Annotated in this window: 15 protein-coding genes; 5 read left to right on the top strand and 10 right to left on the bottom strand. The window is 72.8% G+C overall.

All coding sequences use genetic code 11. From position 1 onward, the window contains the following. Positions 1-2 precede the first annotated feature (2 nt). The 8 genes from MOV08_RS10530 to MOV08_RS10495 all read right to left on the bottom strand — a co-directional run bounded on the left by MOV08_RS10530 (position 3) and on the right by MOV08_RS10495 (position 9,108). Positions 3-527, bottom strand: coding sequence for a MaoC family dehydratase (locus MOV08_RS10530; protein ID WP_275311751.1), 525 nt, complete (start codon positions 525-527; stop codon positions 3-5). Positions 528-532: 5 nt separating this feature from the next. Further along, positions 533-1,498, bottom strand: coding sequence for an HpcH/HpaI aldolase/citrate lyase family protein (locus MOV08_RS10525; RefSeq protein ID WP_039631239.1), 966 nt, complete (start codon positions 1,496-1,498; stop codon positions 533-535). Continuing rightward, complete coding sequence (locus MOV08_RS10520; RefSeq protein WP_275307208.1) at positions 1,495-3,516, bottom strand: protein meaA; 2,022 nt, start codon at positions 3,514-3,516, stop codon at positions 1,495-1,497. The genes MOV08_RS10525 and MOV08_RS10520 overlap by 4 nt, the downstream gene beginning before the upstream one ends. Positions 3,517-3,529: 13 nt before the next feature. Beyond that, positions 3,530-4,975 (bottom strand): crotonyl-CoA carboxylase/reductase, encoded by a 1,446-nt coding sequence (gene ccrA, locus MOV08_RS10515; RefSeq protein WP_275307206.1) that lies wholly within the window; start codon positions 4,973-4,975, stop codon positions 3,530-3,532. Between the two features lie 417 nt (positions 4,976-5,392). Continuing rightward, entirely contained in the window at positions 5,393-5,707 is a 315-nt protein-coding gene (locus tag MOV08_RS10510) for a hypothetical protein (protein ID WP_275307205.1), read from the bottom strand. Next, positions 5,704-6,240: a hypothetical protein gene (locus MOV08_RS10505; protein ID WP_275307203.1), complete on the bottom strand. Its 537-nt coding sequence runs from the start codon at positions 6,238-6,240 to the stop codon at positions 5,704-5,706. The genes MOV08_RS10510 and MOV08_RS10505 overlap by 4 nt, the downstream gene beginning before the upstream one ends. An 80-nt stretch (positions 6,241-6,320) precedes the next feature. Further along, positions 6,321-7,130: a TetR family transcriptional regulator gene (locus MOV08_RS10500; RefSeq protein ID WP_275307202.1), complete on the bottom strand. Its 810-nt coding sequence runs from the start codon at positions 7,128-7,130 to the stop codon at positions 6,321-6,323. A gap of 145 nt (positions 7,131-7,275) precedes the next feature. Next, positions 7,276-9,108 carry a 3-hydroxyacyl-CoA dehydrogenase family protein gene (locus tag MOV08_RS10495; RefSeq protein ID WP_078875660.1) on the bottom strand — a complete coding sequence of 611 codons (1,833 nt, stop codon included), beginning with the start codon at positions 9,106-9,108 and terminating at the stop codon, positions 7,276-7,278. Between the two features lie 442 nt (positions 9,109-9,550). On the opposite strand from MOV08_RS10495, the gene MOV08_RS10490 reads away from it, so the two are divergent. After that, on the top strand, positions 9,551-10,231 hold the full coding sequence (locus MOV08_RS10490; RefSeq protein ID WP_039631228.1) for a HEAT repeat domain-containing protein: 681 nt from the start codon (positions 9,551-9,553) through the stop codon (positions 10,229-10,231). 480 nt (positions 10,232-10,711) lie between these two features. On the opposite strand, the gene MOV08_RS10480 is transcribed toward MOV08_RS10490, so the two are convergent. Next, positions 10,712-11,749, bottom strand: coding sequence for an Rv2578c family radical SAM protein (locus tag MOV08_RS10480; RefSeq protein ID WP_275307201.1), 1,038 nt, complete (start codon positions 11,747-11,749; stop codon positions 10,712-10,714). 175 nt (positions 11,750-11,924) lie between these two features. Between MOV08_RS10480 and MOV08_RS10475 the strand changes: the two genes are divergently transcribed. From MOV08_RS10475 to MOV08_RS10460, 4 genes are all read left to right on the top strand, one after another. Next, positions 11,925-12,368, top strand: coding sequence for an SRPBCC family protein (locus tag MOV08_RS10475; RefSeq protein ID WP_039631223.1), 444 nt, complete (start codon positions 11,925-11,927; stop codon positions 12,366-12,368). Positions 12,369-12,621: 253 nt separating this feature from the next. Then, the gene (locus tag MOV08_RS10470) at positions 12,622-15,123 is read left to right on the top strand and encodes an MFS transporter (protein ID WP_275307199.1); all 2,502 of its coding nucleotides are present in this window, start codon (positions 12,622-12,624) and stop codon (positions 15,121-15,123) included. Between the two features lie 124 nt (positions 15,124-15,247). Further along, positions 15,248-17,755 carry a SpoIIE family protein phosphatase gene (locus MOV08_RS10465; protein WP_275307198.1) on the top strand — a complete coding sequence of 836 codons (2,508 nt, stop codon included), beginning with the start codon at positions 15,248-15,250 and terminating at the stop codon, positions 17,753-17,755. Positions 17,756-17,856: 101 nt separating this feature from the next. After that, complete coding sequence (locus MOV08_RS10460) at positions 17,857-18,588, top strand: class I SAM-dependent methyltransferase (protein WP_275307197.1); 732 nt, start codon at positions 17,857-17,859, stop codon at positions 18,586-18,588. A gap of 72 nt (positions 18,589-18,660) precedes the next feature. On the opposite strand, the gene MOV08_RS10455 is transcribed toward MOV08_RS10460, so the two are convergent. Further along, positions 18,661-19,401 (bottom strand): Clp protease N-terminal domain-containing protein, encoded by a 741-nt coding sequence (locus tag MOV08_RS10455; RefSeq protein WP_275307196.1) that lies wholly within the window; start codon positions 19,399-19,401, stop codon positions 18,661-18,663. Positions 19,402-19,468 lie beyond the last annotated feature (67 nt).

Here is a 19,468-nt window from a genome sequence, read left to right as displayed (position 1 = left end):
GGTCACTTCTCCTTCCGGGCCGCGGGGGCCTTGAGCTCGGGGCGGCCGGGCTGCTCGCCGCCGCGCTCCTCGATGTACGCGGCGGTGGGAACCATCACCTTGCGCCGGAAGACGCAGACCAGGGTCCCGTCCTGCTTGTAGCCCTTGGTCTCGACGTGGACGATGCCGCGGTCGGACTTGGACTTCGACGGCGTCTTGTCGAGCACGGTGGTCTCGCCGTAGAGCGTGTCGCCGTGGAACGTCGGCGCCACGTGCTTCAGCGACTCGATCTCCAGATTGGCGATGGCCTTTCCGGAGACGTCCGGCACCGACATGCCCAGCAACAGGGAGTAGATGTAATTGCCGACGACCACGTTCTTCCCGAAATCGGTGGTCCGCTCGGCGTAGTTGCTGTCCATGTGCAGCGGATGGTGGTTCATGGTCAGCAGACAGAAGAGGTGGTCGTCGTATTCGGTCACCGTCTTTCCCGGCCAGTGCTTGTACACGTCGCCGACGGTGAACTCTTCGTAGGTGCGGCCGAACTGCATCGTGCTCATGCCTCCGGGGCTTCGAAAGTGGTGGTACGGGTCATGCCGGCTGCCCGGCCCTTTCCGGCGATGACCAGCGCCATTTTGCGGCTCGCCTCGTCGATCATCTCGTCGCCGAGCATCGCCGAACCCTTCTTCCCGCCCGCCTCGGACGTGCACCACTCGTAGGCGTCCAGGATCAGCTCGGCGTGGTCGTAGTCCTCCTGGGACGGCGAGAACACCTCGTTGGCGGCCTCCACCTGGCCCGGGTGCAGCACCCACTTGCCGTCGAAGCCCAGCGCGGCCGCCCGGCCGGCCACCTCGCGGAACCCGTCCACGTTCTTGATCTGGAGGTAGGGGCCGTCGATGGCCTGGAGGTCGTGCGTGCGGGCCGCCATCAGGATCCGCATCAGGATGTAGTGGTAGGCGTCCGCCGGGTAGCCGGGCGGCTGCTCGCCGACCACCAGGGACTTCATGTTGATGGACGCCATGAAGTCCGCCGGACCGAAGATGATGGTCTCCAGGCGGGGCGAGGCGGCGGCGATCGCGTCGACGTTCACCAGGCCCTTGGCGTTCTCGATCTGCGCCTCGATGCCGATCCGGCCGACCTCGAAGCCCATGGTCTTCTCGATCTGGGTCAGCAGCAGGTCCAGGGCGGTCACCTGCGCGGCGTCCTGCACCTTCGGCAGCATGATGCAGTCGAGGTTCGGGCCGGCGCCCTCGACGACGGTGACCACGTCCCGGTAGGTCCACTCGGTGGTCCAGTCGTTGACCCGCACCACCCGCGTCTTGCCCGTCCAGTCGCCCTCGTTGAGGAACTTGACGATGGTGTGCCGGGCCTCCGGCTTGGCCAGCGGCGCGCAGGCGTCCTCCAGGTCCAGGAAGACCTGGTCGGCCGGCAGGCCCTGGGCCTTCTCCAGGAAGCGGGGGTTGCTGCCCGGCACCGCCAGACACGAACGGCGCGGACGCAGCCGCTGCACGGGCGCACTCATGCGGGGACCTCCAGGGGGTCGAGTTTGTTCGCAGTGCGGATCTCGTCGACGATACGGCCGATGATCTCCGTGATCCCGAAGTCCTTCGGGGTGAAGACGGCGGCGACGCCGGCCCGGCGCAGCTCCGCGGCGTCCGCGGACGGGATGATGCCGCCGACGATGACCGGCAGGTCGGGGGCCCCGGCGCGACGCAGCCGCTCCAGCACGTCCGGCACCAGCGCGGCGTGCGACCCCGACAGGATCGACAGCCCCACGCAGTGCACGTCCTCCGCGACCGCCGCCGCCACGATCTGCTCCGGGGTGAGCCGGATGCCCTGGTAGACCACCTCGAAGCCGGCGTCCCTGGCCCGCACGGCGATCTGCTCGGCGCCGTTGCTGTGCCCGTCCAGACCGGGCTTGCCGACCAGCAGCCGCAGTCGGCCGCCGCCCAGTTCGGCCGCGGTCCTGGCGACCTTCTCGCGGACCACGGCGAGCGGCGAGCCGGTCTCCGCGGTCACCGCGACCGGCGCGCCGGAGACGCCGGTGGGAGCCCGGAACTCGCCGAAGACGTCCCGCAGCGCCCAGGCCCACTCGCCGGTCGTCACCCCGGCCCGGGCGCACTCCAGCGTCGCCGGGAAGAGGTTGGTGTCGCCCGCCGCGGCCTTCTTCAGGGCCGAGAGCGCGTCCTGGGCCCGCACCTCGTCGCGGTTGTCCCGCCAGTCGTGCAGGGACCGCACGACGCGGTCCTCGTTGGCCGGGTCCACCGTCATGATCGCGGTGTCCAGATCGGCGGTCAGCGGATTGGGCTCGGTGCCCTCGAAGCAGTTGACGCCGACGATCTTCTCCTCGCCGGACTCGATCCGGGCCCGCCGCTCGGCGTGCGCCGAGACCAACTGCGACTTCAGGTAGCCGGACTCCACGGCCGCCATCGCGCCGCCCATCTCCTGGATCCGGTCGATCTCGGCCAGGCAGTCGGTCACCAGGGCGTCCACCTTGGCCTCGATGACGTGCGACCCGGCGAAGATGTCCTCGTACTCCAGCAGGTCCGACTCGTGCGCGAGGACCTGCTGGATGCGCAGCGACCACTGCTGGTCCCAGGGGCGGGGAAGCCCCAACGCCTCGTTCCACGCGGGAAGTTGGACGGCGCGGGCGCGGGCGTCCTTGGAGAGCGTGACGGCCAGCATCTCCAGGACTATCCGCTGGACGTTGTTCTCCGGCTGCGCCTCGGTCAGCCCCAGGGAGTTGACCTGGACGCCGTAGCGGAAGCGGCGCTGCTTGGGGTCCTCGATGCCGTAGCGCTCGCGGGTGACCTTGTCCCAGATGCGGCCGAAGGCGCGCATCTTGCACATCTCCTCGACGAAGCGGACGCCCGCGTTCACGAAGAACGAGATCCGGGCCACGACGTCGCCCCGCCGCTCGTCGGGCACCTGGCCGGAGGCGAACACCGCGTCGAGCACGGCGATCGCGGTGGACATCGCGTACGAGATCTCCTGCACCGGCGTGGCGCCCGCCTCCTGCAGGTGGTAGCTGCAGATGTTGATCGGGTTCCACTTGGGGATGTGGTTGACCGTGTACGTGATCATGTCCGTGGTCAGCCGCAGCGAAGGGCCCGGCGGGAAGACGTGCGTCCCGCGCGAGAGGTACTCCTTCACGATGTCGTTCTGCGTGGTGCCCGAGAGTTTGGCGATGGCCTCCTCGTCGAGACCTTGCTCCTCTGCGACCACCTGGTAGAGCGCCAGCAGCCACATAGCGGTGGCGTTGATGGTCATCGAGGTGTTCATCTGCTCCAGCGGGATGTCCTGGAACAGGCGTCGCATGTCACCGAGGTGGGACACCGGGACCCCGACCCGGCCGACCTCGCCGCGGGCCAGGACGTGGTCGGGGTCGTATCCGGTCTGCGTCGGGAGGTCGAACGCGACCGACAGGCCGGTCTGGCCCTTGGCGAGGTTGCGCCGGTACAGCTCGTTGGACGCCTCAGCGGTGGAGTGCCCGGCGTACGTCCGCATCAGCCACGGACGATCCTTCTGACGCTCAGTCATGTAGTCCCGATCCTCAGGCGTTCCGGTCCGGCGCGCCGGCCTGCGGCGCCGCGGTGTCACGGCTGGCCTTGTCGGTCCGCTCCGCTGGCGCGTCGCGGCTGGCCTTGTCGGTCCGCTCCGCTGGCGCGTCACGGAACAGGTTGATCGCATCGATGTGCTTCGCGCGCTTCTCCTCGTCGCGCACCCCCATGCCCTCCTCGGGGGCCAGGCACAGCACGCCGACCTTGCCATGGTGGAGGTTGCGGTGCACGTCGTGGGCGGCCTGGCCAGTGTCCTCCAGGCGGTACGTCTTCGAGAGCGTCGGGTGGATCTTGCCCTTGGCAATCAGCCGGTTGGCCTCCCACGCCTCCCGGTAGTTGGCGAAGTGCGAGCCGACGATCCGCTTCAGCGACATCCACAGGTAGCGGTTGTCGTACTCGTGCTGGTAGCCGGAGGTCGAGGCACAGGTGACGATGGTGCCGCCCTTACGGGTGACGTACACCGAGGCGCCGAAGGTCTCCCGGCCCGGGTGCTCGAAGACGATGTCCACGTCCTCGCCGCCGGTCAGCTCGCGGATCCGCTTGCCGAAGCGCTTCCACTCCCGGGGGTCCTGGTTCTGCTCGTCCTTCCAGAACGTGTAGCCCTCGGCGTTGCGGTCGATGATCGCCTCGGCGCCCATCTTCCGGCAGATCTCCGCCTTCTGGTCGCTGGAGACCACACAGATCGGGTTGGCGCCGCCGGCCAGCGCGAACTGGGTCGCGTACGAGCCGAGGCCGCCGCTGGCGCCCCAGATCAGGACGTTGTCGCCCTGCTTCATCGCCGCGCCGTTCTGCGAGACCAGCTGCCGGTACGCGGTGGAGTTCACCAGCCCCGGCGCCGCCGCCTCCTCCCAGCTCAGGTGCTGGGGCTTGGGCATCAGCTGGTTCGACTTGACCAGCGCGATCTCCGCCAGGCCGCCGAAGTTGGTCTCGAAGCCCCAGATCCGCTGCTCGGGGTCGAGCATGGTGTCGTTGTGGCCGTCGGAGGACTCCAGCTCCACCGAGAGGCAGTGCGCGACGACCTCGTCACCGGGGTGCCAGGCGTTGACGCCGGGGCCGGTGCGCAGCACCACGCCGGCCAGGTCCGAGCCGATGACGTGGTACGGCAGGTCGTGGCGCTTGGCGAGCGGCGAGAGCCGCCCGTAGCGCTCCAGGAAGCCGAAGGTCGACATCGGCTCGAAGATCGAGGTCCAGACCGAGTTGTAGTTCACCGAAGAGGCCATCACGGCCACCAGCGCCTCGCCCGGCCCGAGTTCGGGCACCGGCACGTCCTCGACGTGCAGCGATTTGCGGGGGTCCTTCTCTCGGGTGGACAGGCCGGCGAACATCTCGGCCTCGTCCTTGTGCACGGTGACCGCGCGGTACGACTCGGGGAGGGGAAGGGCGGCGAAGTCTTCGCGCGTGCTGTCCGGCGCGAGGATCGCATCGAGTATGTGGTTCACGGTATGCCTCCGGCGAAGCACGTATGGAACGGCTTGAGGGAACGTCGGGGGTGGTGCGAGGAGGTGCCGTCGGTTCGGCCGGTGGTGCTCGGCATGGCGCGGGTGAGCGCGGTTTGGGGTACCCCCGGCGGTGGCTGGGGGAGTGCCTGTGACGCAGGCGTCCGGGCGCACAAAGTGCTTGCGGGGACAGTCGGCACGCCCACGGTTGGATGGATGCGCCGGCCGCCCGGACACCCCCAACGTATGACACCGCGTGCCAGCCGACAAGACACTGAGTGCCAAGAATTTCTCTCAGATGTCATTTGGCCGGCACGTATGAGCAACGGATGGGCCGATGGGGGGAGGGTTCGTTGCGGTGTGTGGTGGGTTGTGCGCGGGCGGTGTGCGCAGGGCCGATTACGCCATTCGGGTGAGGCGTCAGCCGATTTCCGGGCGACGCAGGCGGAGCCGCCGGGTCCGGAACGCCGGCCACAGTTGGGCGGCGGAGTGCAGTGCCAGCAGGGCCACCGGGACGGCGGCGGCCCACGGTGTTCCGGTCCAGGCCCCTATGGGCAGCAGGCCGGCGGCCGGCACCGCGTGCCACCGGTGAGTCATGATCGCGATGAGATCACCCAGTCCTCCACCGTCGCCGCGCAGCCACACCCGCCGGGCGGCCCATGCGGTGACTCCGGCCAGGGTCAGCTGCGCCAGGTAGGAGGCGACTGCGCCTGGCTCGCTTCCGGGTGCCGTCACCAAACGCGCAGCAGCCGGGCGGCGCCCTTGGCCGGCGCCGTGTAGGAGGCGGTGAACGCGCGCCGTACGGGGCCGAGTTCGGCCAGCCGCTCACCCGGCGGCCGTAACGAGGCCAGCACTCGTTCGGCGCTGTCAGTGGAGTCCCGTAGTCGGCCGTCGACGACGTGCAGGGCGAGCGGCAGATGGCCGCAGAGCGCGGCTGTCTCGGCGAGTGGGGCCTTCGGCACTGAGGTGGCGGTCGCGGACTCCAGCAACGCGACGGAGTCCTCGGGCGTGAGCGAGTCCAGCGGAAGCACGGTGACGGCAGGGTCGGCAGGCGCGGTGCGGGCGGTGGCCAGCAGTCGGTGACGGCCGTCGGGCGGTATCAGCGGGGCGATGTGGTCCTCGGCCGCGGCGTCGTCGAGCAGGATCAGCATCGAGCCGCGCGCCTCGCCGAGCTTGCTGTGGAACTGGCTCTCCAGGCCGCTCCGGTGGGGCTGGAGCTGGTCCTCGGGAATGCCCGGAGTCGGCCCCGCCCCGCTCGCGTCCTCCACGTTCCCGTGGATAGCACGAGCGGGGCGGGGGCGTCAGGCGCTCCGCGGATCTTGCTCGGGGCGGCCGGCGCGGGACCGGGTCAGCGCCGTTGATCCTTGAGGGCCTTGCGGATGGTGCGCATGACCTCGTCGAGCGGCGCGTCCGTGCGGGCGACCGCCACCAGGACCTCGCTCTCCCGGGAGACCGTCGCCGGCGCCGCGGACTCCCCGGTGGCGGCCCGGCCCGCGCCGATCCCCGCGCCGAAGGTCTCCCGGACGATCTCGAAGGCGTGGTCGAGCTGGGTCTCGACGTCGCCCTCCGCGCCGGCCCGCAGCCAGCGGCGCAGCACGTGGTTGTGCGCGGTGACCACGGCGGACGCGGCGACCTCGGCGAGCAGCGGATCGTCGTCGCCCTCGCGGTGTGCGCCCTCGTCGAAGTGGCCCAGGAGATAGCGGGTGAACAGTCGCTCGTAGCGGGCCACCGAGGCGATCTCGGCCTCCCGGAGGGTGGGTACCTCGCGGGTGAGGCGGTAACGGGCCACGGACACCGCCGGAGCGGACGCGTACATCCGCATGACTTCCTTGATGCCGCGGCAGACCGTGTCGAGGGGGTTCTCGTGCGGCGGGGCGGCGTCCAGGACCGCCTCGGCGCGTACCAGCGTGTCGTCGTGGTCGGGGAAGATCGCCTCTTCCTTGGAGCGGAAGTGACGGAAGAAGGTGCGTCGGGCGACGCCCGCGGCGGCCGCGATCTCGTCGACCGTGGTCGCCTCGTAGCCCTTCGTCGCGAACAGCTCCATGGCGGCGGCCGACAGTTCGCGGCGCATTTTGAGGCGTTGGGCGGCCGCACGGCGGGTGCCGGGAGTGGGCGGGTCGGAGGCGTCGGAGGACTGCGGGCGAGCGGGCTGGGACATGTGGGGAAGGTACTGCATATTCTCGCGGCCCGCGGCATGAGGTACCGCTCCGGCCCCGGTGACCTGGGGCGGGCTGCTGAAACCACCGTGCGACGGCTCCAGCAGCCCGCCCCAGCCGCCCCCGGCCCCAGGGCGCCGCCGCGCGTCAGCGCCGGGCGTACTCACGGAAGCCGCGGCCGGTCTTGCGACCGAGGCAGCCGGCCGCGACGAGGTGCTCCAGCAGCGGCGCCGGCGCCAGCCCGGGGTCGCGGAACTCGGCGTGCAGCACCTTCTCGATGGCGAGCGAGACGTCCAGGCCGACCACGTCCAGCAGCTCGAACGGCCCCATCGGGTAGCCGCCGCCCAGCTTCATCGCGGCGTCGATGTCGTCCAGCGAGGCGTAGTGCTCCTGGACCATCTTGATCGCGTTGTTCAGGTACGGGAACAGCAGCGCGTTGACGATGAAACCGGCCCGGTCGCCGCAGTCCACCGGGTGCTTGCGGACCTTGGCGCAGACCGCGCGCACCGTGGCGTGCACGTCGTCGCCGGTGAGGACGGTGCGGACCACCTCCACCAGCTTCATGGCCGGTGCCGGGTTGAAGAAGTGCATCCCGACGACGTCCTGCGGGCGCGAGGTGGCGCGGGCGCAGGCGACGACCGGCAGCGACGAGGTGGTGGTGGCCAGCACGGCGCCCGGCTTGCAGACCTTGTCCAGCGTCCGGAACAGCTGCTGCTTGACGGCCAGGTCCTCGGCCACCGCCTCCACCGCCAGATCGACGTCCGCGAAGGCGTCCAGCGACCCGGCCGGGGTGATCGCGGCCAGCGTCGCGTCGCGCGCCTCGGCGGTCAGCCGGCCCTTGTCCACCGAGCGGGCCAGCGACTTGGCGATCCGGTCCTTGGCCCGCTCCGCCTTCTCCTGGCTGCGGGCGGCCAGCACGACCGTGAAGCCCGCCTTGGCGAACACCTCGGCGATGCCGCTGGCCATCGTCCCGGAGCCGGCGACCCCGACGCTGCGGACCGGCCGGCCGGTCGCCGCGCCGTCGCCGGTTCCGTCCGCCGGGGTCTGGGCGTCCGGCACGACCGTCGCGGAGCCGGGCGCCTCGTAGGTGTAGAAGCCGCGACCCGCCTTGCGGCCGGTCAGCCCCGCGTCCGCGAGCTGGCCCAGGATCGGCGCGGGGGCGTGCAGCCGGTCGCGGGACTCGGCGTACATCGCCTCCAGGACCGTGCGGGCGGTGTCCACGCCGATCAGGTCGAGCAGCGCCAGCGGGCCCATCGGCAGGCCGCAGCCGAGCCGCATCGCGGCGTCGATGTCCTCACGGGTCGCGTACTTCGACTCGTACATCGCCGCGGCCTGGTTGAGGTAGCCGAAGAGCAGGCCGTCGGCGACGAACCCGGGGCGGTCGCCCACCGCGATCGGGTCCTTGCCCAGCTCATGGGCGAGGTCGGTGACGGCGGCGACCGCGACCGGCGCGGTCAGCACCGACGAGACCACCTCGACCAGCTTCATGGCCGGTGCCGGGTTGAAGAAGTGGACGCCGAGCACCCGCTCGGGGCGCTGGGAGTCGGCGGCGAGCCGGGTCACCGACAGCGCGTTGGTGCCGGTGGCGAGGATGGTGTCCGGGCGGACGATGCCGTCCAGCGCGACGAACACCTCCCGCTTGAGTTCGTAGTCCTCCGGCACCACTTCGATCACCAGGTCGGCGTCCCGGGCCGCCGCCAGTTCGCCGAACGTGCGGAACCGGGACAGCGCGTCCTGGCGCTCCCGCTCGGTGATCCGCTCGCGCCGCACGGCGCGGGCGGTGGAGGCTTCGAGGGCGGCGCGGGCCCGCCGCACCGCGGCCTCGTCGATGTCGATGCCGACGACCTCGCGGCCGGCCAGGGTCAGCACCTCGGCGATACCGGTGCCCATGGTGCCCAGGCCGACGACGGCGATGGTGGAGAGAGCCGGGGAGGCGGCTGCGGATGCAGTGGAGAGATCAGGGGTGGACTGACGGCCCATCGCGAGACTCCTGAAGGTGTTCCCCTGAGGGCAGGGGAGAACGTGACGACTGAGGGGTTGACGCGCGTGCGGGGCTGCGGCAACGCGTGGCCGACCGGCGGCGGAAGGGCCGCGGCGAGCCACGGCACTGCGGGCAGCGCCTGCGGTGGAGGAGCGCGGCGGGCCCTGTCCCGGGGCCGTGGCGCTTCCCCCCTTGAGGGGCGTGCTGTGAGGATGTCGCCACACGGGGCTGCGGTTCCCGCGCGGCGGTGGTGCTGGGTGGTGTGCCGAACCGACGACACACTCCGGCGGCTGCGTCACCAGGCCGCCCGAGCAGGGGTGCTGCTCGTTCCAGCAGGTTAACCGGTGGGTAACCGAAGCGCCAGGGGTAAGGCGGGTCATTAGGTTGTGGTGCCGGCCACGCTCTGCGAACCAGGGCGGCCGGCAGGGAGGGGAGCGGCAAATGGAAGACGAATTCCACGAGTTGACGGACCGGGTGCGGGCCGAACTCCGCTCCCCGCAGGATCTCGTCGCCTACGAGCGGCTGCTCGGACTGGCCCGCAAGAACACCCCCGCCGGGCGCGAGGAACTGGCCCGGATGCTGATCGCGGTGGAGCGCCCCCTGTGGGCCCGGGAGATCGCCGCCTTCATCCTCGGCTGCGCCGGCGACAAGCGCGCCTTCGAGACCCTGGTGCTCCTGCTGAACTACCGCGAACCGGTCCGCTGCGCCACCGCCGCGCACGCGCTGGGCAGGCTCAACGACCCGCGCACCGCCCGCGCCGCCGCCGCCCTCGCCACCAACCCGCTGCGCACCGCCTACGCCCTGCACCCCGTCCGCCTGCTGGTCGAACTCCGCGCCCCGCAGTCCGCCCCCGCCCTGATCGCCACCCTGGAACGGCTGTTGACCCCGCACACCCCCTACTGGCGGGTGGCGCTGGCCTGCGTGGAGGGGCTGGGTGCACTCGGCGACAAGCGGGCGGTCCCGGCGCTGCGGGCGGCCACCGTCCACCCCCGGCTCGCCGCGGCGGCCGCCGCCTCGCTGGCCCGGCTGGGCGTCCACGAGGACCCGCCCGTGCCGGCCGAGGACGGTGCGCCGGCCAAGGGGGCGAGGGGGGACGGCAGCGGCACCGGCCCGGCGGGCTGACGGGCCGGGCGCGGCCCCGACGACAGGGCACGGCTGGCGCCGGCCGGCGGACGGGACTTCACGGAGACGACCTCGGGCCGGCGGCGCGCGAACGGCTCCCGGTGCTGCCGGGCGCCCTCCGCCGCGCCCCTCGCGTCCAGATACGCCTGCGGCATGAGCCCCGGGTACGCCGCCTGCCAGCCGCGGACCCGCACCGCCGCGACCGCGTCGACATCCGCCTCCGTCATCTCCCGTATGCCAACTTCGTACGACGGCTGCTCGGCGGTCCCCACGAAAGCGCCGTCCGTTCCCCGCGCATCGGCTCCTGTCATATCCGCTCCTCGGTCCGGTTCCCATGGCAGCGGGTCGGATCCGTCGTGGACACCGGTCGACCGGGTTCCCCACGGGATTCGCCCCGGCCGATCACCCTCCGTGCGGGTGGCGGTGAGCGATCGGCGCTCGCCCGGACGGCGTCCCGGTCGCCGCCGCGCCGGCCCGTCCTCACAGCAGCGTCAACTGGGTGGCCCCCGGGCCGGGTTCGGCGCTGGGCGCGGGCGTGGCGGGCTCAGCGGGCCGCGGTGGGATCCGGCGTGCCCGGCCCGGCCGGAACGGCCCGAGGCCGTACTCGGCGGCCAGTTCGTGGACCTGCCGGGTGATCCGGCGCTGGTACCACGTCGGGGCGTAGGAGCCGCCGGCGTAGAGCGCCTCGTAGCGGCGCACCAGGTGCGGATGGTGGTGGCCCAGCCAGGCGAGGAACCACTCACGGGCGCCGGGCCGCAGATGGAGCGTCAGCGGGGTGACCGAGTCGGCGCCCGCCTCCGCGATGGCCCGGACCGTGGCCCGCAGCTGCTCCGGCGCGTCGGACAGGAACGGGATCACCGGCGCCATCAGCACCCCGCACGGGATGCCGTGGGCGGTGAGGGTGCGCACCACGTCGAGGCGCCGCCCGGGCGCGGGCGCGCCGGGCTCGACGGTCCGCCACAGCGCCTGGTCCAGGAAGCCGACGGAGACCGAGATGCCGATGTCGGTGACCGCGGCCGCCTGCCGCAACGACTCCAGGTCGCGCAGGATCAGCGTGCCCTTGGTGAGGATCGAGAAGGGGTTGGCGTGGTCGCGCAGGGCCGCGATGATGCCGGGCATCAGCGCGTAGCGGCCCTCGGCCCGTTGGTAGCAGTCGACGTTGGTGCCCATCGCGATGTGGTCGCCGCGCCAGCGGGGCCCGGCCAGCTCCCGGCGCAGCAGGTCCGGGGCGTTGACCTTGACCACGATCTGGGAGTCGAAGTCGAGGCCGGTGTCCAGGTCGAGATAGCTGTGTGTCTTGCGTGCGAAGCAGTAGACGCAGGCGTGACTGCACCCGCGGTACGGGTTCACGGTCCATTCGAACGGCATGCGGGAGGCGCCGGGTACGCGATTGACGATCGAGCGGGCCCGCACCTCGTGGAAAGTGATGCCGCGGAATTCGGGGGTGTCCACCGTTCGGGTGACGGCATCCCTGCCGAACAGCGCGGATGGGCTTTCTCCCAGATTGTCCCAGCGCATCGGGCCTCCTGTTGTGATCCTGTCGAGCCCCCACCCCGACAATAGAACATCTGTTCGCATCCGAGGTGTCAACCCGGATTTGGGCGCACTGCCCAGTGGTGGTTGGCTTGGCCGCGCGCACCGCAGGTTGGCGGCGCACCCAGGTCCGGCAGCCGACTACTGGAGGAAGACACACATGGGGCAGGTAGAGGCCACCACGCAGCGCGAGATCGCGGCGGATCCGGAGGACGTGTTCGACGCGCTCGCCGACTACACCGGCACGCGTCGGCAGCTGCTGCCCGAGCACTTCAGCGAGTACGAGGTCCGCGAGGGCGGCGACGGCAAGGGCACCCTCGTCCACTGGAAGCTCCAGGCCACCAGCAAGCGGGTGCGCGACTGCCTGCTGGAGGTGGACGAGCCGATCGACGGCCAGCTGGTGGAGAAGGACCGCAACTCCTCGATGGTGACCACCTGGGTCGTCACCCCGGCCGGGGAGAACCGTGCCAGGGTCGTCGTCACCACCACCTGGCAGGGTGCCGGCGGCATCGGCGGGTTCTTCGAGCGGACCTTCGCGCCCAAGGGGCTCGGCCGCATCTACGACGCGATCCTCGCCAACCTCGCGGCCCACATGGAGAAGTGAGGGAGCGTCATCCCGTAAACCGTTCGGGGCGCCGGCATGCTCACCGATTCGGGTGGTTTTCCCTACGCGGAGGTGTACCGGCCCTCCGGGCGGCCCACCGGCGGAAACCCCTGATGGGAGCCCAAGAGGCGCCCCTGGCACGGCACTTGACGTCCGTTCCCGCCCACCCTGTTCCGATTCACCTCGCTTGATCGCCGTTGTCGCCCGGTGCGAGAAATGGGCGCCCGCAGCAGCGTGACGAGGGGAGCAGAACGTGGGCGGGACCACCCTGAGCGAACCGGACCGACCGGCCGGGCCGCCCGCCGTCGAAGCGATCGCGGACCCGGATCCGGAGCCGGCCGAACCGACACTCCCCGACGAACCGACACTCCTCGACGAGCCGCCCGCCCCATCCGGCCCCCGCCCGGCGCGGCCGGCCCTCCCGGTCCTGCTGGCGGCACTGCTGGCCGCGGCCCTCGGCCAGACCGCCGCCCTCCCGGCGCTTCCGGCGATCGCCGCCGAACTGCCCGGAGGCCCCCGGGTTTCCTGGGTGGTGACCGCCTACCTCTTGGCGTCGACCCTCGGGCTGCCGCTCAACGGGGCGCTCGGCGACCGCATCGGCCGCAAGGCCGGCCTCCTCCTCGCCCTGCTGGTCTTCACCGCCGGCGCGGGACTGGCCGGAACGACGCACTCCGCGACCGCCCTGGTGGCCTTCCGGGCCGTCCAGGGCCTCGGTGCCGGCGGTCTGCTGGCCGGCGTCCACGCGCTCCTCGCCGAAGCCGCCCCGTCCCGGGCGCGCGGCCGACGCACGGCCGCGGCCGGTGCGACCTACGCCGCGGGCCTGCTGGCCGGCCCGCTGGTGGGTGGCTACTGCGTCGACCACGGTGCCTGGCGCTGGTGCCTGACCCTCGACGTCCCGCTCGGCCTGCTGGTCCTCTTCGCCGCCGCGGCCACCCTCCGGCTGCCCCGCCCCGCCGCCCGCCCGCGGCCGGACCTCGCAGGCGCCCTGCTGCTCGCCGCGTTCGCCACGTGCCTTGTGCTGCCGGCAGGTTGGGGCGCCGGCCGCTATGCCTGGGACTCCGCGATGATCCTCGGGCCGGCCGCCGGCGCGCCGGTCGCCGCGGCCCTCCTCGTCCTCGTCGAGCACCGCGCCGCCGCACCGCTGATCCCGCCGCTGCTGCTCCGCGAGGTGCTCTTCGGGCGCACCGGACTCGTCGGCGCCGCCCTGGCCCTCGCCCTCTACGGGGCGGTGCGCCACCTCCCGGCCTTCCTCCAGGCGGCCGGTGGCAGCACCGCCACCGCCTCCGGGCTGCTGATGCTGCCCCTGACGGGGGCGCTGGCGCTGGCCGCGCTCACCACCGGCGGGCTGATCCACCGCACCGGCCACGTCACGGTCTTCCCGATCCTGGGATGCGTGGTGGCCGCGCAGGGCATGTGGCTGCTGTGCCACCTGCGGCCGGACACCGCCCGCCCGGTCTTCGCCCTCTGGGCCGGCATCCTCGGGCTCGGCCTCGGACTGGTGCTGCCGGTGCTGGTGCTCGCCGTCCGGGCCTCCGTACCCGGCCCGGACCCGGCCGGCGCGATCGCCTGCCTGCGGCGGCTCGCCGGCAGTGTCGGCGCCGCCCTCGCCGGCGCGCTGCTCGCCGGCCACCTCGCCGCCCGGTTGCCGGACCCCGGTCCGCTCGCCCCACAGGTGGTCGCGGCGCTGCCCGCCGCGCTGCGGCACGTCCCCGCCGCCTCTGCGCAGGCCGTGCCGGGGAGCTACCTCTTCCTCGCGCCGGTCCTCGTCCTGGGCTGCCTGCTCGCCCTCTTCCGGAAAGAGAACCCCCTGGTGTCCGACGCCCCGCAGACCCCGCAGGCCCCGCAGACCCCGCACCCGCCGTACGGCGACCAGGCCGCCCCCGCCACCGTCCCACCGGCCCGCTCCACGCCCGACCCCGCCGTCAACTCCCTTTCTTCAATGGAGAGTTGTGCCAACGAGCCAGTCCTCTGCGGCGCGCCGGCCGTGCCCGCCCCGGGCAGCGTCCCGGTGTGCGGCACGGTCCGGCACCACGACGGCAGCGTCGTGCCGCGCACCGCGCTCACCCTCATCGACGCCGCCGGCCGGCAGATCGGCCGCGGCGCCACCGGGGAGGACGGCCGGTACGCGCTGAGCGCCCCCGGAGTCGGCGGGTACGTCCTGATCGCGGCGGCCGGCGGGCACCAGCCGCAGGCCGTCACGGTGACCGTCGGCGAACGCCCGGTGGAGCTGGACGTGGTGCTCGGCGGCGCCGGGCGCCTGGTCGGCACGGTCACCACCGCCGAGGGCACACCCGTCCGGGACGCGACGGTCACCCTCACCGACGTCCGCGGCGAGGTGGTGGCGACCGCCCGCAGCGGACGCGAAGGCGGCTATGCCATGGGGGAGTTGGTGGCCGGCGCGTACACGCTCGCCGGCAGCGCCCCGGCCTTCCGGCCGGTCGCTCTCCCGGTGGCCGTCCAGGCGTCCCGCGAAACCCGGCAGGACGTGGAACTCGCCGGTGGCGCGGTGCTGCGCGGCACCGTGCGGGCCGGCGACGGGCACCGCGTCGAGGACGCCCGGGTCACCCTCCTCGACGCCGGCGGCAACGTCGTCGACACCGCGACCACCGGCACCGACGGGCTGTTCCGCTTCGTGGACCTCTCGGCCGGCGAGTACACCGTGATCGCCGCCGGGTACCCGCCGGTCGCCACCGTCCTGCGGCTGGCGGGCGGCGGTCGGACCGAGCGGGATCTTCAACTGGGGTACGAGGACTGACGCAGCCTCGGATGGGGTGCGCGCCCGCGCACGCCCTCTTGGCGCATTGCCGCCCGCCGGGTCCGCCCGCGGTCGTACCGTGGTAGCGGTGGCGCCACATCGGTGTACGAAGGAGCAACCGCCCATGGAGCGTGGCCCGACGCACGGCGACGATCTCTCGGGCCCGGCGTTCCGGGCGTCCGGCCCACGGGAGGCGGTGCCCGGACGGATCCCGCTCGCGGTCGTGGTGGTGGACTCCCGAGGGCTGGTCTCCCACTGGAGCACCGGCGCACGCCGGCTGTTCGGCGCCGCCCGCGAGGAGGCGGTGGGCGCCCCCGCGGTCGATCTGCTGCCGGTCGGCGGCGCGTTGGGCACCGAGGAGTGGGACGACCACGAGGACGCGCCGGGCGGCCCCGGAAGCCTGTTGCGGGACCTTCCCGAGAGCCCTCCGCCCGGACTGGCGGCGCCCCTCGGCGGCGCGTCCCACCCGACCGCGGGCCGGGCCCGGATGGCGGCCGAGGCCGGCCAGGTGGACCTGCTGTGGTGGGCGTACCCCCTCGTGGGCCCCGGGACCGAGCGGCTGCTGGTGCTCGCCGCGGACGCCGCCACCCTGCCCGGTGCTCCCGCGGACCCCGCGGCGGGCCCCGCCGGCCGGCAGCGCCACGCGCCCGGTTTCGCGCTGCACACTGACTTCCCCGGAGCCGGGGAGCTGGCCCGCCGCCTGCCCGAGATCCTGCCGAGCATGAGCCCCCGGGAGAGCGTCCGGATCGTCGCGCAGGTACTCGAACTCGGCTATCCCGTACTGGAGATCAGCCAGCAGGAGCGCGTCCCGGTGACTCCGGACTGGGGCGTGCCGCGCCGGGTGGAGCGGCGCGCCCGGCTGCTACGGGCGGTGCGGGCGGCGGAGCACGACCCGCGGGCCGCCGCGGCGGCCGTCGCCGAGCTGGAGTCGGACCTCGAATACGCCGCGGTCCGCGAACGCCTGGAGTTCCTCAACGAGGTCAGCGGCCGGATCGGCTCCTCGCTCGACCTGACCCGGACGATCCAGGAGGTCAGCGAGGCCGTCGTGCCCCGCTTCACCGACGTCGCCGGCACCTATCTGCGCGAACAGGTCGTCGCCGGCGAGGGGTTCCCCGACGGCGCGCCGGACGCCACCACCCTGTGGCACCGGGTCGCGGTCGAGCACAACGACGAGCCGGGCCGCTGGGACGACGTCGTCCCGGTCGGCGAGTCGATGCCGTTCCCCGTCCACACGCCGTTCTTCCAGTGCATGACCACCGGGCAGCCGGTGCTGATCCCGCGGCTCACCGAGGAGTTGGGCAACGCCATCGCCGCGCAGTTCGAGAAGCGGGACATCAGCCCGCTGATCAACGGCCGGTCGCTGCTGGTCGTCCCGCTCAAGGCGCGCACCGTGGTGCTCGGCTTCATGATCCTGCTGCGGCATCCGGAGCGCGCGGAGTTCAACGACATGGACCGGGTGACCGGCGCGGAACTCGCCGCCCGCGCCGGACTCGTACTGGACAACGCCCGGATGTACACCCTCCAGGAGAACGTCGCCGAGACGCTCCAGGACAGCATGCTGCCGCAGATCGCGCCCCGGATGCCCGGCTGCGACACCGCCACCCGTTACCTGCCCGGCACCCGGCTGGGCCGGGTCGGCGGCGACTGGTTCGACACCATCAAGCTGCCCGGCTCCCGCACCGCGCTGGTCGTCGGCGACGTCATGGGCCACGGCCTGAACTCCGCCGCGATGATGGGCCAGTTGAGGACCGCGGTGCAGACCATGGCGGCCATCGACATGCCGCCGGCGCAGCTGCTGCGCGGCCTGGACGACCTCGCCCAGCGGCTCGGCGACACCCACCTGGCGACCTGTCTGTACGCCGTCTACGACCCGATCGGCCAGCGGCTGACCCTCGCCAACGCCGGGCACATCCCACCCGTCCTGGTCCGCGCGGCGGACGGCCGCGGCGAACTCCTCCGACTGCCCACCGGCGCGCCGATCGGTGTCGGCGGGGTGCCCTGCGAGGCGGTGACGGTCCCGGTGGCGCCCGGCGACCGCCTGGTGCTGTGCACCGACGGGCTGGTGGAGGTGCGCGGCGAGGACATCGGGGTGGGACTGGCGGCGCTGGTGGAGTCCGCGGCGCACCCCGCGGCCTCGATGGACGACGCCTGCGACGCCGTCATCCGGGCGCTGAACGTCACCGACGACCGCAAGGACGACGTGGCGCTGCTGATGGCCCGGCTCAACGGCATCCCGCCGGAGTCGGTCGCCGAGTGGCGGTTGCGGCTCGATCCCCGGGAGGTCGGCCGGGCCCGCCGGCTGGCCGCCGGGCAGCTCACCGCCTGGGGCCTGGCGTCGGCCGTCGAGACCGCCCGGCTGCTGGTCAGCGAGGTCGTCACCAACGCCGTGCGGCATGCGCACACCGAGCGGGTGGTCCTGCGCCTGGTGCACACCGACGCCCTGCTGTGCGAGGTCTCGGACGACGACCACGCCCTGCCGCAGTTGCTCGACGCGGCCCCCGACGACGCGTTCGGGCGCGGGCTGACGGTGGTGAGCCGGCTGGCCCGGGAGTGGGGGACGAGCCGGACCGGCACCGGGAAGACGGTCTGGTTCGAGCAGTCGCTGCCCGGGGCGCGCCGCGGGCAGCGCTGAGCGATCGGGCACGACCGGCCGGCGGTCCGGCCCCCGCAAGCCCGTCGCGGGACCGCGCCGCCCCCCTTGCGGGCGGTCGCCGACCGGCGTAACAAAGGGCGATGACCGCTACGAGCCGCAATCTGCGGGCGTGGGAAGGCTTCTGGCGCGCGGCGCCGACCGGCGCTGGCCAGGTCTTCTGGGACGCCGACCCGGCACTGACCGCCGCGCGCCACCTCCCGCTCCTCGTCGAACACGCCGACACCGGACTGCCGTTGGTCGACCTGGGCTGCGGCAACGGCACCCAGACCCGCTATCTGGCCGGCCACTTCGGGCGCGTGCTGGGCCTGGACCTCTCCGCCGCGGCCGTTGCCCGGGCCCGGGCCGAGGACGTGGCCGGGGTGGCGGAGTTCCGTCGGCTGGACGCCGCCGACGGGGCGGCCGTCGGGGCGCTCCACGCCGAACTGGGCGACTGCAACGTCTACCTGCGCGGGGTGCTGCACCAGTGCGCCGCCGGTGAACGGTTTCGGATCGCCGGGCACATCGCCGCGCTGCTGGGTGCCCGCGGCCGGCTCTTCGCCGTCGAACCGTCCGCGTCCGCGAAGGAGGTGCTGCGGACCCTGGCGCAGGGCCCGGGCGGGCCGCCGGCCACGGTGCGCGCCGTCCTCGCCCACGGCATCACCCCCGGCGAGCTGCCCGACGCCGAGGTGCCCGGGCTGCTGCGCGCCCACGGGCTGCGGATCGCCGCCTGTGGTCAACTGCCGCTGGCCACAACGGAATACGGGCCCGACGGGTCCCGCCTCGACCTGCCCTCGCACTGGGTGGTGGCGGGTCCGGCCGCGGAGACCGGCTGAGGGGCGGTGGGTCGGGGGCCGGACCCCGCGGCTCCCGCCGTCGAGCCCGGCCCCGTCCCTCCGGTCGCCCCGCTACTGCCCCTGCTGGGCGGCGAGGATCTTGGCCACCTCCTTGCCGATGAACGCCTCGGCGGCCGTCTTGTCGATGCCGAGGTCGGTGAGCGGCCCGGAGCCGTTCTCCTGCTCCAGCAGGGCCAGCAGGAGGTGTTCGGTGCCGATGTAGTTGTGGCCCAGTCGCAGGGACTCGCGGTAGGTGAGCTCCAGCGCCTTCCGCGACTGGGCGTCGAACGGGGTGAGGGCGGGCAGGGAGTCGACGGCGGGCGGCAGCAGCGCGGTCACCGACTCGCGGAGCGTCTTTGCGGTCACGCCCTGGGCGACGATGGCCCGGAGGGCCAGCGCCTCCGGCTCGCGGAGCAGACCGAGGATCAGGTGCTCGGGGCGGATCTCGTCGTTCCGGGCCGTGTGGGCCTCGTTCTGGGCCCCTATCACGACGTTTCGGGCCCGTGCGGTGAACCGGCTGAAGCCCTGGTTGGGGCCCAGGTCGGAGCCGCCGCCCGGGCCCTTGGGGACGAAGCGCTTCTGGGCGGCCTGCTTGGTGACCCCCATGCTCTTGCCGATGTCGGTCCAGGAAGCGCCCGAACGCCGCGCCTGGTCCACGAAGTGCCCGATGAGGTGGTCGGCCACCTCGCCGAGGTGGTCCGCGGCGATCACGGCGTCGGAGAGCTGCTCCAGGACGTCCGAACGGTTGTTCTTGATGGCCTCGATCAGATCGTCGAGGCGGACGGGATGCGTCATGCGGACGGGTTCTGTCATGCGTCAACCATAAGTTGACGATCTCGCGAACGTCAACCGTTAGTTGACGATGAGATGCCGCCCTTTT

Origin of the sequence: Streptomyces yunnanensis, assembly GCF_029011865.1 — a bacterium.
In the GTDB taxonomy this organism is placed as follows: Bacteria; Actinomycetota; Actinomycetes; order Streptomycetales; family Streptomycetaceae; genus Streptomyces; species Streptomyces yunnanensis.
This window is presented reverse-complemented; position numbering and strand designations above follow the sequence as displayed.

Excerpts from the sequence above, each read along its gene's own strand:
- MOV08_RS10480 (WP_275307201.1), bottom strand. The coding sequence starts at position 11,749 with ATGCGCTGGGACAATCTGGGAGAAAGCCCATCCGCGCTGTTCGGCAGG.
- MOV08_RS10525 (WP_039631239.1), bottom strand. The coding sequence starts at position 1,498 with ATGAGTGCGCCCGTGCAGCGGCTGCGTCCGCGCCGTTCGTGTCTGGCG.
- MOV08_RS10500 (WP_275307202.1), bottom strand. The coding sequence starts at position 7,130 with ATGTCCCAGCCCGCTCGCCCGCAGTCCTCCGACGCCTCCGACCCGCCC.
- MOV08_RS10530 (WP_275311751.1), bottom strand. The coding sequence starts at position 527 with ATGCAGTTCGGCCGCACCTACGAAGAGTTCACCGTCGGCGACGTGTAC.
- MOV08_RS10490 (WP_039631228.1), top strand. The coding sequence starts at position 9,551 with ATGGAAGACGAATTCCACGAGTTGACGGACCGGGTGCGGGCCGAACTC.
- MOV08_RS10495 (WP_078875660.1), bottom strand. The coding sequence starts at position 9,108 with ATGGGCCGTCAGTCCACCCCTGATCTCTCCACTGCATCCGCAGCCGCC.
- MOV08_RS10475 (WP_039631223.1), top strand. The coding sequence starts at position 11,925 with ATGGGGCAGGTAGAGGCCACCACGCAGCGCGAGATCGCGGCGGATCCG.
- MOV08_RS10465 (WP_275307198.1), top strand. The coding sequence starts at position 15,248 with ATGGAGCGTGGCCCGACGCACGGCGACGATCTCTCGGGCCCGGCGTTC.
- MOV08_RS10455 (WP_275307196.1), bottom strand. The coding sequence starts at position 19,401 with ATGACAGAACCCGTCCGCATGACGCATCCCGTCCGCCTCGACGATCTG.
- MOV08_RS10460 (WP_275307197.1), top strand. The coding sequence starts at position 17,857 with ATGACCGCTACGAGCCGCAATCTGCGGGCGTGGGAAGGCTTCTGGCGC.
- MOV08_RS10520 (WP_275307208.1), bottom strand. The coding sequence starts at position 3,516 with ATGACTGAGCGTCAGAAGGATCGTCCGTGGCTGATGCGGACGTACGCC.